Annotated in this window: 12 protein-coding genes and 1 tRNA gene; 8 read left to right on the top strand and 5 right to left on the bottom strand. The window is 46.2% G+C overall.

Features of this window, described 5'->3' with window-relative positions; genetic code table 11:
• Positions 1-132: 132 nt before the first annotated feature.
• A complete protein-coding gene (locus C8N47_RS12960) occupies positions 133-717 on the bottom strand; it encodes an RNA polymerase sigma factor (RefSeq protein ID WP_107822997.1) in 585 nt (194 codons plus the stop codon).
• Positions 718-1,198: 481 nt separating this feature from the next.
• On the opposite strand from C8N47_RS12960, the gene C8N47_RS12955 reads away from it, so the two are divergent.
• Together C8N47_RS12955 and C8N47_RS12950 are read left to right on the top strand one after the other, a co-directional pair.
• A complete protein-coding gene (locus C8N47_RS12955) occupies positions 1,199-1,387 on the top strand; it encodes a DUF2683 family protein (protein WP_107822996.1) in 189 nt (62 codons plus the stop codon).
• Positions 1,378-1,650, top strand: a complete 273-nt coding sequence (locus tag C8N47_RS12950) for a Txe/YoeB family addiction module toxin (RefSeq protein ID WP_107822995.1) — start codon at positions 1,378-1,380, stop codon at positions 1,648-1,650. Before C8N47_RS12955 ends, C8N47_RS12950 begins: the two co-directional genes overlap by 10 nt.
• A 654-nt stretch (positions 1,651-2,304) precedes the next feature.
• Here the strand turns inward: C8N47_RS12950 and C8N47_RS12945 are convergent.
• A tRNA-Arg gene (locus C8N47_RS12945) sits at positions 2,305-2,377 on the bottom strand.
• A gap of 561 nt (positions 2,378-2,938) precedes the next feature.
• Here C8N47_RS12945 and C8N47_RS12935 point away from each other — a divergent pair.
• The 3 genes from C8N47_RS12935 to C8N47_RS12925 all read left to right on the top strand — a co-directional run bounded on the left by C8N47_RS12935 (position 2,939) and on the right by C8N47_RS12925 (position 6,962).
• Positions 2,939-5,917, top strand: a complete 2,979-nt coding sequence (locus C8N47_RS12935; RefSeq protein WP_107822993.1) for a PEP/pyruvate-binding domain-containing protein — start codon at positions 2,939-2,941, stop codon at positions 5,915-5,917.
• A gap of 287 nt (positions 5,918-6,204) precedes the next feature.
• On the top strand, positions 6,205-6,606 hold the full coding sequence (locus C8N47_RS12930) for a NifB/NifX family molybdenum-iron cluster-binding protein (protein ID WP_146161526.1): 402 nt from the start codon (positions 6,205-6,207) through the stop codon (positions 6,604-6,606).
• Between the two features lie 41 nt (positions 6,607-6,647).
• Positions 6,648-6,962, top strand: coding sequence for a hypothetical protein (locus C8N47_RS12925; RefSeq protein ID WP_107822991.1), 315 nt, complete (start codon positions 6,648-6,650; stop codon positions 6,960-6,962).
• Between the two features lie 90 nt (positions 6,963-7,052).
• On the opposite strand, the gene C8N47_RS12920 is transcribed toward C8N47_RS12925, so the two are convergent.
• From C8N47_RS12920 to C8N47_RS12910, 3 genes are all read right to left on the bottom strand, one after another.
• Entirely contained in the window at positions 7,053-7,802 is a 750-nt protein-coding gene (locus tag C8N47_RS12920; RefSeq protein ID WP_107822990.1) for a shikimate dehydrogenase family protein, read from the bottom strand.
• A gap of 29 nt (positions 7,803-7,831) precedes the next feature.
• Complete coding sequence (locus C8N47_RS12915) at positions 7,832-8,776, bottom strand: polyprenyl-phosphate transporter (RefSeq protein WP_107822989.1); 945 nt, start codon at positions 8,774-8,776, stop codon at positions 7,832-7,834.
• A 167-nt stretch (positions 8,777-8,943) separates the two neighbouring features.
• Entirely contained in the window at positions 8,944-9,954 is a 1,011-nt protein-coding gene (locus C8N47_RS12910; protein ID WP_107822988.1) for a LacI family DNA-binding transcriptional regulator, read from the bottom strand.
• Between the two features lie 193 nt (positions 9,955-10,147).
• Here C8N47_RS12910 and C8N47_RS12905 point away from each other — a divergent pair, with 193 nt between their 5' ends.
• The 3 genes from C8N47_RS12905 to C8N47_RS12895 are packed head-to-tail and all read left to right on the top strand — an operon-like array spanning position 10,148 to position 13,049.
• Positions 10,148-11,182 carry an aldo/keto reductase gene (locus tag C8N47_RS12905; RefSeq protein WP_107822987.1) on the top strand — a complete coding sequence of 345 codons (1,035 nt, stop codon included), beginning with the start codon at positions 10,148-10,150 and terminating at the stop codon, positions 11,180-11,182.
• Between the two features lie 10 nt (positions 11,183-11,192).
• Entirely contained in the window at positions 11,193-12,020 is an 828-nt protein-coding gene (locus C8N47_RS12900; protein WP_107822986.1) for an amidohydrolase family protein, read from the top strand.
• A gap of 12 nt (positions 12,021-12,032) precedes the next feature.
• On the top strand, positions 12,033-13,049 hold the full coding sequence (locus C8N47_RS12895; RefSeq protein WP_107822985.1) for a zinc-binding alcohol dehydrogenase family protein: 1,017 nt from the start codon (positions 12,033-12,035) through the stop codon (positions 13,047-13,049).
• The last annotated feature ends 100 nt before the right edge of the window (positions 13,050-13,149 follow it).

The following is a 13,149-nucleotide window of genomic DNA, read 5'->3' as shown; positions in this document are numbered from 1 at the left end:
CGAATTAATCTGATGGACCGGGGCGTGCTCCGGATGGCAATCCGGCATTTTTATGTCGGTCGCGGCAGGGGAAATACCTGTGGATACCGGTTTCCTCCGGCTTGCGTTTGTCAATACGCGAGCAGGGGTTTGTTATAAGTTGTTCTCCAGGATCTTTTTGTATTCGATGTCTTGCTTGATGCTTTTTACCAGGTATTCTTTACACTTGTACTTTCTTTTCTTGGCATATTTTTCACTCTGGAAGCCCATCACCTGCGCAATTTGCTTCAGCGGAACCTTGTCGAAGAACATCTGTAAAACTTTCTGGCAATCTGTTCCCAGGTTTTTGAAATGCTTTTGATAAAGCCGGTACTTTTCGTTCATGTCAGCCGTTTCTTCAAAAGCATTATCGTAGATGTCGGCGTTGAAATCATGATTGTCCTGAATTTTTTCTTTTTCAGCTTTTCGTTTTTCAAGATGCCGCAGCCACAGAAAGCGGCAGACCGAGTACAGGTAGGTTTCGAAAGAGCAATCCAAAACCAGGTCGTTGGCCTTTAATTTACGGTATATGATGATAATGGCCTCCTGAAATACATCGTTGGAGTCGTCGTCATCTCCGCTATTCTTCTTCACAAAGAAGTTGATTTTATAAAAGAAATTTTTATAAATATATTGAAGAATCAGGTTATCGTTTCTAAGAATCCCATGAAGGAGTTCTTCGTTAGTATAGCTTATCATATCAATCTTTCTTGACTTTAAATTAGAGGCCCTTTTTTAAGCAATACAAAGTTTTGGAATAAAGCGCACGAAAATTCGTAAATTCTTCGATAAATATGTCTATAAAATGGATAAAAAACAAACCGACAGGCTTAATTTTTTTTGATGGCCCTCTGGTCGGGCGAGAGCAAACCGAGTAATTAGCTTTGGTAAGATTTTGATCAGCAGCTGTTTGTTTGAAGCGCTTTTACTGTCGTTTGTTCTGCGGCTTTTTACGAAGTGGTGTATGAACGGTGTTTTTCTTTTTGCCCCCGGATAAAAACAGAAAAGGGTTGCCAAGATTGACAACCCTCTATGTGAGCTCGCGTGTGGTATGTTCTGTTCCTCCGCATCAATGGAGTATCGCTTAAATTTGGTTTTAGAGAAAGCTAACTCAGTCTATCGACTTGTATCTCTTGCACAAACGGGGATGGTTTTCTACCTTTGAAAAAAAGATGAGGCTATGACAACTGTGATCATTAATGACAAATCAGCAAAAGGGAAACGACTGATCGAATTTTTAAAAACACTCGATTATGTCACTTTTGAAACGGCGCAGGATAGCCCGTATTGCAAAGAGTTCGTAAGAAAAATAAGAAAAAGCGAAAAACAGACTGGTGAGAAAGTAGACTTAGATAATCTATGGAAGTGATTTTCAAGATTGAGGCGCTTACCGACCTGAAGTGCTGGAAGCAATCGGGGAATAAGGCGGCACAAAGGAAAATACAGACACTCCTGAAAGAAATAAGCAGAACACCATACGTAGGTGGAGGACAGCCTGAACCGTTGAAGTATGAATTGACCGGATATTGGTCGCGGAGGATAAACAAAGAACATCGCATCGTGTATCGCGTAAATGAGGCCAATGATACGGTTGAAATTCATTCACTCCGAGGTTATTATCTGGATAAATAATCTGAGTTGCGAATGTTGGAGCAATCGGGTCGGGTAAAATGTCTTTAAGTGGCGAGACCATTATCAAGTCCATGGCTAAAAACAAAGATCACGCCTTGCTTTGATATAATCTTATCAATTTACCGGATAAGCAAAAAATCCTGAAACATCTAACCGAGGCTTCAATTGCCTCCGACATTAACGATGCTCAGGACTTTGATACAAAGATACGTGATTATTTGGGTTTATTAAGCAATCAATCGCTTTCGGGAGTGGAAATTACTGAAAATTACCAGCCTGAGCCGACACAGCCCGAAGCTGTAATAACCAACCGGTTCCAGGTCAATCTTACTCCCTCCGCAACCAGCCGAGCCGGTTGGATCTGCAAGCCAGGAGCCGGAATGAAAAGGCCGGATTAGTCGGTTTGTTTACGCTGATCACAATTTCCTTGATGGCAGCGCTTATTCAAGAGATATTAAAAGATGAAGGGCTGTTGTAGTACTTTGTTGGTATTGAATCAAAGTACCCTTTTTAAACTTACTTGAGAGAGAAACACTTTGTAGTCTGTTTTATTACAGGTTACACATTGCAATGATTCAGCGAGGGCTGTCTTTTTTTGCCCCCCCCCGGATAAAAACAGAAAAGGATTGCCAAAATTGACAATCCTTTTTTTTGTGACCCCGGCAAGACTCGAACCTGCAACCTTCTGATCCGTAGTCAGATGCTCTATCCATTAAGCTACGGAGCCATATTTCTTAAACGCGGTGCAAATATAGCGTTTTTTAGTAGAAACAAACAAGAGCTTGAAGGGAAAAACAGCGATTTATTTGATGATTTTTTTCGGCTAATTCATCGCGGTGTTATTAGGGGCTTGGCAAACAGTTGTTTGTGGTGTCGCAAAGACGAGGCGAAAAAAATACTTGTTCTGTGAAAGTCTTACCCCCCAGAGACGCTAAGCCGCAATGTCAATAACTGGTTTTGATTAAATGGGGAACGACAACCCGACAACTTTTGAAAACAACGACAACAGCACCGTCGAAAAATAGTAAGCTTTCATCCCTGTTGGTGATTCCCCCGGAATTATGTCGGTTTTCAGAATAGTGATGAACCGGGCGAACCGGGCATTTTCTATTTATTTCGCGAACTGTTTTGATCTTGTTTTTTTCAGGTAGTCGCTGGTATGGTTTCTTTCGGTTTCAACTAAAAAGAGGATTTTGTTTGCTACCGCCGGAATTTTCCTAATTTCAAGGAAAAAACGGAGCAAGGGATTCTGGGCCCTTGTTCGGTTGTTTAAAAAATGCCGTTTCGTATGGATCAACTGGATAATATTACGCTTTCGTCAATTTACAAATACAAAAAGAGCGACCGGGATATTTTTGAGGAGCTGATGCCAACCAAGGTGAAGGAAGTTTTGTTGGTTGCCACCCTTTACGATAGTTACACGATTGTGCGCGAGGGACAGTTTACCGACAAAATTTTCGGCGAATTTCTTCAGTTGAACTTGTATACTTATCCTCGTTTTACAAGCGTAAACTCGCAGGAACAGGCTCTGGCGCTGATTCGCGAAAGGGACTTCGACCTGGTAATTATTATGGTTGGGGTTGATAAGAAAATACCGGTTAAAATAGCCGACAGTATTCATGGACTTAAGAAGAGTATTCCGGTTTTGCTGCTGGTTAATAACAATGGCGATTTGCGTTACTTTCAGGAAACGGCCGACAGGTTCGACTCGATTGACCGCGTGTTTGTCTGGAACGGAAATTCAAATGTGTTCCTGGCGATGGTTAAATATATCGAGGACAAGAAGAATATTGAAACCGACACCCGCACCGGTAATGTGCGGGTGATTTTGATGGTTGAGGATTCGATTCAGTATTATTCGCGCTACCTGCCCATGTTGTACACCAATATTATGACGCAAACCCAAAACCTGGTGCAGGATGAAACAGCCGATGAATTGCACATGATTCTGAAAATGCGGGCCCGGCCGAAGGTAATTCTGGTGAGTAACTACGAGGAAGCTGTTGCCGTGATGAACCAGTATCGTGACTACTTGCTGGCTGTTATTTCGGATGTGAAGTTTTGTCGGAATGGACAGGAGGATGAAGATTCTGGCATTGAGTTACTGAAATATGCCAAGCAGATTTTACGTTTCCCAATCCCCTTGTTGCTGCAAAGTCACGATATTCGCAATGCCGTTCGTGCCCGCGAAATTGGGGCCGAGTTTATCGACAAAAACTCGGAGAGTCTGTCGATGGATATTCATAATTTTATCTTCAAACGACTGGGCTTCGGTAGTTTTGTGTTTAAAGATAATGCGGGTACCCCGATTTCGGTAGCCCACAACTTGCAGGAGTTTCAGGATATTTTACGGGTGGTGCCTGCCGAGGCATTGGCTTATCACGCCCGGAGGAACTCTTTTTCGACCTGGCTAATGGCCCGCGGCGAGATTAACATTGCTGAACAGTTGTTGCCTTACCGCTTCGAGGATTTTGATAACGCTGAAGAACTTCGAAACTTTTGTTTGAAGGTTTTTGAGCGTATGCAAATTAAACGACTTCGGGGGCTGGTTATAAATTTCGATCAGCAGCTGCTGGGAAACGAACGCTACGTAGTACGCATGGGCAAAGGTTTGCTGGGCGGAAAAGGCAGGGGTGTTGCCTTTATGTGCAACTTTATTGAAAATATCGACTTTAAAAAGATAATCCCCAATATCAACATTCGTATTCCGGCAACGGCAATTATCGGCTCCATCGAATTTGAAAAGTTTATCGAGATTAATAATTTGTACGAAGAAGTATACAGTACAACCGACTACGAGCGGATAAAAGCTGCTTTTATTGCATCGGCAGTGAGTGAGTCGCTGCAAAAGAAATTATTGCGTTATGTGTCGAAAATGAGCCGGCCTTTGGCGGTTCGTTCATCTGGCTTGTTCGAGGATTCCTTATTGCAGCCTTTTGCCGGTGTTTATGCCACCTATATCCTCCCCAACAACGATCCGGACGTGCAGGTTCGTTACCAGCAGTTGGAGACCGCCGTTAAGCTGGTTTATGCCAGCGTGTTTACCGATTCGGCAATTTCTTATTTCGATGCTGTCAATTATAAAATTGAAGAAGAACGCATGGCCATTGTTATTCAGGAGCTGGTGGGGCACGAGCATAACGGCCGTTTTTATCCTTCGGTGAGCGGAGTGGCTCAATCGTATAATTTTTACCCCGTTTCGTATATGGAGCCCGAAGATGGTTTTGCGGTGGCTGCCGTCGGGTTGGGGATGTACGTGGTTGGCGGCGAGCCGGCTTTTCGCTTTTGCCCGCGATATCCGCAAATCAATCCCAGTAGTCTCAAAGATCAGATTCGGGATTCGCAGCGCGAGTTCTACGCTTTGGACATGACCCGAAGTGAGACGGATTTGGTGAAAGTGGGTGAGGATGCGGGGATTCTGAAATTGTCGATTCGCGAAGCCGAAAAAGACGGTGTGTTGCAGCATTGCGCATCGGTGTACAGCGCCGAGAACGACGATCTGGTGCCCGACTTGTCAATTCGGGGGCCGCGGGTTGTTAATTTCGACAATCTTTTGAAATATGGAATGCTCCCGATGGCCGAAACTATTCGCTTTTTGTTGCGCTTGTTTCGCGAGGCCATGGGCTCGCCGGTGGAAATGGAATATGCAATCGATCTGGAAGCTGAAGAAAACGGGTTGCCGACCTTCTATCTTCTTCAAATAAAGCCCTTGATCAGGCATGATCAGGAAGCTGAAATTGAACTGGGAGAGGTGGACGAGGCAAATGCCTTACTGTTCGCGCGCAAAGGGATGGGCAATGGGCAGGTCCAGGGCATCCGGGATGTGATTTATGTTGACGGTGAGACCTTCGATAAAATGAAAACCAAAGAGATTGCCGATGAGGTGAGCCGCTTTAACCGCAAAATGGATCTGAGTGGGAAAGAGTATATCCTGATTGGCCCCGGCCGGTGGGGCACGCGCGACCCGTTCACCGGAATTCCCGTTACCTGGGCTCAAATCTGCAAGGCTCGGGTCATTGTTGAGATTGGCCTGCCCGACTTTCCGCTGGATGGTTCGCTGGGCTCTCACTTCTTTCATAATGTAACCTCGATGAATGTGGGGTATTTTTCAATCCCCGGCAACAGCCGCGACGCGTGGGTGAACACCGCGCTGTTTGACCAGGGCGAAATTGCCGAAGAACTACGATACGTGAAGCATATTCGTTTTCAGGAAGACCTCACGATTCTGATGGACGGCCGTAAGCGCGAGGCTCTGATTTGTGTGTGAGCAGGTTGACGATAAAGTACGCATGCCTGAATTTCTTGCGCAGGCACGGTTTGTTTGATCTTCAGCAAAGTCTGCCATTAGCGGTCCCGGCAATAGCGATATGCTGGAAAACACATTTTTGTGAATTTTGAGTTTTAGATCCTACAAAAATGTAAGAAATCGCGATGCTGCAAAATGCTATCTTTTTCATTGTCAGTAAACTTTCGTTTTGGGGCATGTACTTTGCGCCCGCATTGGCACAACAGCTGTTGAAAGGCAGTTTATGTGTAACCCAAAATTTGAACCTTATGAAGATTTGCATGCCCATTATCGGAAAAAACCCGGCTTTGGAGAATGTTTTGGCTGACGACTTCTACAAAGCGAACTTTTATTGCGTACACGACCTTGAGAAAGGCGAAAACGAGCTTTTCAGCAAATCGGAACTGATGCTTCGTTTTGGACTCGATCTTCGCAAAGGTGGCGCTGAGGATGTGGTGAAAGCGATTATCAGTCCGAATGTCCGGCCTATGGCATTTAAGATATTGAAGGATAACGACATCAAAGTTTTTCAACCCAACGGAAACGAAGTGGATGTCAATATTCGCTTATTTCGCGATGACCTGTTGCACGAACACAATATTCGCACGGTGGAAGAACCGGCAGGTTGTGGATTAACATGCAGTAGTTGTTCTTCCACGACTTGCAAATAAGTGAGATAAACCGAAGTTTTAACCCTCAAAAACGGATAGATATGATCATTCCTGTTAGACCGCTGTCGGAAGTGAAGATGATGTTGGAAGAAGCCGGAACTGATGTAAGCTATGCTTACGAAGATTTGGTGTTTGTTGAACACACGGCCTATTTGATTCAGTTTGATGATGAAAAACCATCGCATCTGAAATTGTACTTCAATGCTGAGCTTGGGAAAGTGCAGCTTGAGGCTGAGCAGAAAAAACTGGAGCCTTATGCCCGGAAGCGGGAGTTCACCCTGGTGCCTGCCGGAAAATTTGAAATTGAGCAAAAGGAAGATTCCGAAGAGATTGACATTCACTTTTTCCCCTTATAGAATGTAACTGTCATTTACACGAAGAAATCAAGAAAGCCGGACAAGTTGAGAGATTGTCCGGCTTTTGTTATTTGTTTTGCAGGCCTGTGCTTAGCTATTCCAGATTTCCCAGGCTTTAATGGCTTGGCCGTGTAACATTTCCAGTCCGTTTTTCACCGCAGCTCCTTTTTCTTTTCCTTTTTTCATAAACAGTGTTTCTTCGGGGTTGTAAACCAGGTCGAACAACACATGGTCTGCGGTTAGGTGCTGGTAGGGGATGTTGGCGCAGCTGTCTACTTTTGGGAAGGTGCCCAGCGGTGTTGCATTAATCACCACCAGGTGTTCTTGCAGCAAGGCTTTGTCGATTTGTTCGTAGCGGATTTCGCCATCGTACAGTTGATCCTCAATCGAGGCTGAAAGATATTCCAGTCCCAGCTTGTCGAGGATGTACTTAATGGCCTTCGAGGCGCCGCCGGTTCCTAAAATCAAGGCTTTTTTGTGCTTTTCATTCAGCATGGGCTTCAGGGAGTTTTCGAAACCATAGATATCCGTATTGAAGCCTTTCAGCTTTATCTTTTCGCCGGTTCGGATGATTTTTACCGTATTGATAGCCCCGACTTTGGCCGCTTCTTCGTCAATCTCATCCAAGTAAGGGATGATTTGTTGTTTGTAAGGAATGGTGCAGTTTAAGCCTGCGATATGGTCATTCTTCTTAAAAATTTCGGGAAACTCGTCGATGGAATCCAACTCAAAGTTTACATACTCGTGTTCTGTGAGCTTTTCGTTTTGGAACTTTTCAGTAAAAAATCCTTTCGAGAACGAATAGCCCAATCGGTAACCAATTAATCCGTAGGTTTTCATATTATCGTGAATTTCTGTTTAGTCAGTATTTATGCTCTGCTTTTCTGCAAAGTCTTGGATGCCCCTTCAATCACAAAAATCAGGGCGAATCCGGCCACCGCCAGTCCGATAGCCATTCCCAGTTGCGCGTTGTGCCCCGTGAGCTCGAAGTAGGAGCCGGGCGAAACATTCTGCTCAATCAGCGGTTTCACCTGTCCATGGCGGTCAACAAAGGTTTCAACCACTTGTTTCCAGGGCCATACCTTGTTCAGCGAGCCAATCATGAAACCGGCCAGCATGGCAATGGTCGGCTTGTAGTATTTCTTCAGCAACCACGACAGGATGTTCGAGAAACTGACAATGCCAACGGCAGCACCAACCAGGAATATGCCGACAACCGGCAAATTAAAGGCCGATATGGAGTCGAGAATGAATTTGTACATGCCCAGAAGTACCAGAATGAAGCTTCCTGAGATACCGGGTAAAATCATTGCGCATATTGCGATGGCTCCCGAGAGGAAAATAAACGGGTAAGAAGTATTGGCCTCGGCAGGTGTAATGACGGTGATGAAGTAAGCAACCACTGTACCAACAAACAGCGATACGACAGTGCCGATATTCCAACCTTTAATTTCGCGGGCAACATAAATGGCTGATGCAACAATTAACCCGAAGAAAAAGGACCACACCAGGATCGGGTGGTTTTCCAGCAGGTATTTCAACCCTTTGGCCAGGGATAGTACACTAATGCCGATGCCGACAATCAAGCTTAGCAGGAAGTTCGCATTGGTCGTTTCCCAAAAGTCCCTGATATGTCCTGCGAACAACAGTTTCAGGCTTTTCAGGTTGATCGATTGGATGGAGTCAATCAGTTCCTGGTAGATGCCGGTAATAAACGCGATGGTGCCTCCGGAAACGCCGGGGACAACGTCGGCTGCTCCCATGCCAATTCCTTTCAGGCTAACCAATAAGTAGTCTTTCAGTTTTCGTTTCATTCAAATTGATTTAATGGTCCCGGTTTTACGCAGGCTCAAACTCCGCCAAAAATAGCGTTTCGTTACCAATTAAGCCGCACGACAGTCGATTTTTTGCGAAACCGAACGCTTGTATATCTGCTTATAGCCTGATGGCTCGCCCGGTGTTGTCAGCTGATCGGCAGGACTTATTTGGACGAGGACAGGCGCTCAATCAGCTGAGTTTTCAGCACGATGGTTTCCGGCGGCACGTCTGAATTCAGATGTTTAAAGAAGAGTTCAGCAGTCTTTTGTCCCATCTCGAAGGTAGGATGAGTGATTGAGGTTAGCGGAGGGCTAACAACGGTTGAATGAAATTCGTCGGTAAACCCTACAACACCGGTATCTTCCGGTATGCGTAGACCGGCTTCTTTGATCGCATTCATCAGCCCGAAAGCAACAGTGTCGTTAATGCCATAGACCGCATCGGGAGGATTCGCAAGCTGTAGTAATCGCTTCATGGCTGCTTTTGCCGACTCGAAACTTAAGTCGCAAAATTCAACAAGTGCCGGATCCGGCTCTAAAGAGCAGGCTTTCAATCCGGCGCGGTAGCCAAGGAGGCGCTCTTGCGAGATATTCATCTGTTCCGGGCCCGAAACATAGGCGATGCGCCGATAACCCCTGTCATAAAAATGTTGAATGATTTTTTGCGAGGCCTCTGCGTTGTCCGCAACCACTGCCGGAATGAGATTCGGCAGGCATACCCGGTCGAACATTACAAGGGGAATGCCTTTTTGAACGAGCTGCCGAAAATGTGCGGTGTCCGAAGTTTCGCAACTCATACAAACAATCAGTCCTTCAACTCGTGCTTTGAGTAGGTTTTCAATCGATTCTTTTTCTTTTTCGTAGCGCTCGTTGGAGTTTGCGATAACGACAAAGTAACCCTTATCGGCAGCTACCGATTCAATGCCGGAGATGATGGATGAGTAGAAATGCGAGACAAGATCGGGAACAATAATGCCGATCATGCGGGTGGCTTGTTTCAGGAGCCCCATTGCCAGTGGGTTGGGGCTGTAATTGCGTTCCGCGGCCAGTTTTTTTATTTTCGTTCGAAGCGCATTGCTGATGTCCGGGTGGTCTTTTAAGGCTCGGGAAACCGTTGAAATGGAAACATTCAACTCCTTGGCCAGATCTTTTAATGACACGTGTCTTTTTCCCATTCTAGTCGTTGTTGATGCACAAATTTAAGCTTTTTGCACATCTTGTAAGCGCTGGAATGAGGTGGTCAAATGTTATAGAACATCTTTTTGCTCATGCAAAGCTTTCCGCAAAGCTTTGCATGAATTGAGCCATTTTACATGGCTTGATAATCGACGGGAATTCAGGCAAATTTGCAAGAAACCAGACCAGACAATGAAAAAATTAGGTCAGACAGAAGTTAATTGCCCGCGGATAATATATGGAACAAGCTATCTGGGCAACCTATACCGCGAGTTGAGTTGGGAGCAGAAGCTCTCGCTGATCCGAGAGTGGTTTATGGTCGCTGATGGTAAGGTGATGATTGACAGTGCCGGGAAGTATGGAGCAGGATTGGCGCTGGAGGTAATTGGCCAGGGACTGGAAGCGTTGGGCGTTGCACCCGACCAGATAACCATTAGCAACAAGCTGGGCTGGTATCGGGTCCCGCTGGCAGCAAGTGCGCCTACTTTTGAGCCGGGAGTTTGGGCAAAGCTGGAATACGATGCTGTGCAAAAAATCAGCTACGACGGCATTCTGGAGTGCTGGGAGCAAGGATGCGAATTGCTGGGGAATACTTACAAGCCGGAGCTTGTTTCTGTTCACGATCCCGACGAATATTTGGCCGCAGCCCTGGATGCCGGTGATCGACAGCAGCGCTTGAAAGATATTGTTGATGCGTATGCTGCTTTGTTCGAACTTAAGGAGCAAGGCGATGTGAAGGCGGTGGGAGTAGGGGCGAAAGACTGGCAGGTGATCCGGGAGTTGTATAGCCGTGTGAAATTCGACTGGGTGATGCTTGCCAACACGTTCACCCTTTATCATTATCCCCGGGAAGTTATTGCTTTTCTGCGGCAGTTGCAGCAAGATGGTGTTGGCGTAATCAATTCCGGAATTTTTAATGCCGGTTTTTTAACGGGAGGGGAATATTTTGATTATCGGCTGGTTTGTGCCGATAAGCCCGCCGATAAGCCGCTCTTCGAATGGCGTGATCGTTTTTTTGCGGTCTGCGATAGATATGCGATTACGCCGGGTGATGCCTGTTTTAAGTTTGCTCTTTCCGCTCCGCAGATTCAGGCGGTGGCACTTAACCCCGGCAAACCTTCGCGGATGGCCCATAATAAGGCACTTCTGGATGCGGATCTCCCCATAAGCTTCTGGAAAGCCCTGAAAAACGAAGGTTTGATAGACCCGGATTATCCCTATTTATAAATTTTCGGATATGATTATTGATACACATCATCACTTTTGGAATTTCAATCCGGTTGAATTTGATTGGATTGATGACAAGATGGCGACCATCCGGCGAAGCTTTTTGCCGCACGATTTGGCTGCAACCTTAAAAGGAACCGAGGTGCAAGCAGTGGTTACCGTGCAGGCGCGGCAATGCGTCGACGAGACGGACTGGTTACTGAAATTGGCTCATGAAAATGAACTCATACAGGGCGTTGTTGGGTGGCTGCCCTTAGCGGCTGAAAATATCGACGAATGGTTGGAAAAGTACCGTTCAAATAATTGGTTAAAGGCCGTTCGTCATGTGGTGCAAGGCGAGCCCGATCCCGAATTTGTTCTGGGTAAAGCATTCAACAGGGGGGTAAACTTACTTAATCGTTACAGCTTGGTGTACGATATCCTGATTTTTGACCATCAATTGCCCAATACCATCCGCTTTGTCGATCAGCACCCGGACCAACAGTTTGTGCTCGATCATCTGGCAAAGCCACGAATACGGGAAGGCGAGTTGGAACCGTGGGCCTCTGAAATTCGGAAATTGGCGGAACGTGAAAATGTGAGCTGCAAATTAAGCGGTATGGTTACCGAAGCGCGTTATAAAACATGGACCGATGCTCAGTTGGAACCCTATCTGGATGTTGTGCTTGAGGCCTTTGGACCCAAGCGGTTGCTCTACGGTTCTGATTGGCCGGTGTGTTTGGTGGCAACACAGTATGCTGATTGGCTGAGCGTGGTAAAGAAAAAACTGGCTCGGTTAACAGCAAACGAACAAGACCTGATTTTATACAAAAATGCCCGCAGGGTATATCAACTCTAACTGACCATTGGAATGAAAGCACTAGCAATAATTAAGGCAGGTGAGATCAAGCTCGTTGAGCGGGACATGCCCCGGATGGGAACCGGCGAAATTCTTCTGAAAATTAAATATGTGGGATTCTGTGGATCCGACTTGAGTACTTACCTGGGAAAAAATCCAATGGTTCAGTACCCCCGGATTCCGGGACATGAAATTTCGGCTGTAATCGAAGATATTGCAGCTGATGTTCCCGAAACTTTTGCTGTTGGACAAGCGGTAACGGTGGTGCCTTATACAAACTGTGGTCAATGTACCTCGTGCAAACAGAAGCGTTTCAATGCTTGTCGCTATAACCAGACCTTGGGGGTGCAACGCGATGGCGCAATGGCCGAGTATATGGCCGTGCCATGGCAAAAAGTATTAAAAGATGAGGCCTTGTCGGACGTGCAGTTGGCTTTGGTTGAGCCAATGACCGTGGGCTTTCATGCGGTGGACAACGGTAACGTGACCGATTTGGACACGGTCATGATTTTGGGCTGCGGTATGATCGGCAGTGGCGCAATTGTTCGCGCAAAGCTGCGGGGGGCAACCGTGATAGCGGTTGATGTTGACGATTCGAAGTTGGAGGTTGCCAGGCAGCTCGGTGCAGACTATCTGATCAATTCAACAACCAAAGACTTGCACAATCAGCTGCAAACAGTGACCTGCGGCGACGGTCCAACAGTGGTTATTGAGGCCGTTGGCAATCCGGTAACTTACAGAGCTGCCGTTGAGGAAGTGGCCTTTTCCGGCAGGGTTGTCTGTATTGGCTACGCCGGCAACGAGGTGTCTTTCCCAACCAAACTCTGGGTGCAGAAGGAGGTTGAAATTATGGGATCCCGCAATGCTAACCCAACCGATTTTGAAGCTGTGATGAAATACCTGAAACAAACTAATTTGGATGAAAAGGTGCTCGTCTCGTGTATTGTTTCCCCGGAACAAGCTTCGCGAGCGATGGAGGACTGGGCCAAAGCACCCGGTAAATTTCTTAAAATCCTCGTCAAGTTTTAAATACCAACCAGCACTTGCAGGCTTCCGGATAGCCGTTTTGTTCGGTATTGGGAGTCTTTTGAGCCAATCCTGTCGCTTTGTTTTGTGGGGGGATGTTGTG

The sequence above is a fragment of the Mangrovibacterium marinum genome (assembly GCF_003046625.1).
GTDB lineage: Bacteria > Bacteroidota > Bacteroidia > Bacteroidales > Prolixibacteraceae > Mangrovibacterium > Mangrovibacterium marinum.
Note: the sequence above shows the minus strand (reverse complement) of the source record. Positions and strands in the feature narration are given on the sequence as shown.

Bases quoted from the DNA above. Each gene is read 5' to 3' on its own strand.
- C8N47_RS12955 (WP_107822996.1), top strand. From the start codon at position 1,199: ATGACAACTGTGATCATTAATGACAAATCAGCAAAAGGGAAACGACTG.
- C8N47_RS12935 (WP_107822993.1), top strand. From the start codon at position 2,939: ATGGATCAACTGGATAATATTACGCTTTCGTCAATTTACAAATACAAA.
- C8N47_RS12925 (WP_107822991.1), top strand. From the start codon at position 6,648: ATGATCATTCCTGTTAGACCGCTGTCGGAAGTGAAGATGATGTTGGAA.
- C8N47_RS12950 (WP_107822995.1), top strand. From the start codon at position 1,378: ATGGAAGTGATTTTCAAGATTGAGGCGCTTACCGACCTGAAGTGCTGG.
- C8N47_RS12910 (WP_107822988.1), bottom strand. From the start codon at position 9,954: ATGGGAAAAAGACACGTGTCATTAAAAGATCTGGCCAAGGAGTTGAAT.
- C8N47_RS12900 (WP_107822986.1), top strand. From the start codon at position 11,193: ATGATTATTGATACACATCATCACTTTTGGAATTTCAATCCGGTTGAA.
- C8N47_RS12895 (WP_107822985.1), top strand. From the start codon at position 12,033: ATGAAAGCACTAGCAATAATTAAGGCAGGTGAGATCAAGCTCGTTGAG.
- C8N47_RS12930 (WP_146161526.1), top strand. From the start codon at position 6,205: ATGAAGATTTGCATGCCCATTATCGGAAAAAACCCGGCTTTGGAGAAT.
- C8N47_RS12915 (WP_107822989.1), bottom strand. From the start codon at position 8,776: ATGAAACGAAAACTGAAAGACTACTTATTGGTTAGCCTGAAAGGAATT.
- C8N47_RS12920 (WP_107822990.1), bottom strand. From the start codon at position 7,802: ATGAAAACCTACGGATTAATTGGTTACCGATTGGGCTATTCGTTCTCG.
- C8N47_RS12905 (WP_107822987.1), top strand. From the start codon at position 10,148: ATGAAAAAATTAGGTCAGACAGAAGTTAATTGCCCGCGGATAATATAT.
- C8N47_RS12960 (WP_107822997.1), bottom strand. From the start codon at position 717: ATGATAAGCTATACTAACGAAGAACTCCTTCATGGGATTCTTAGAAAC.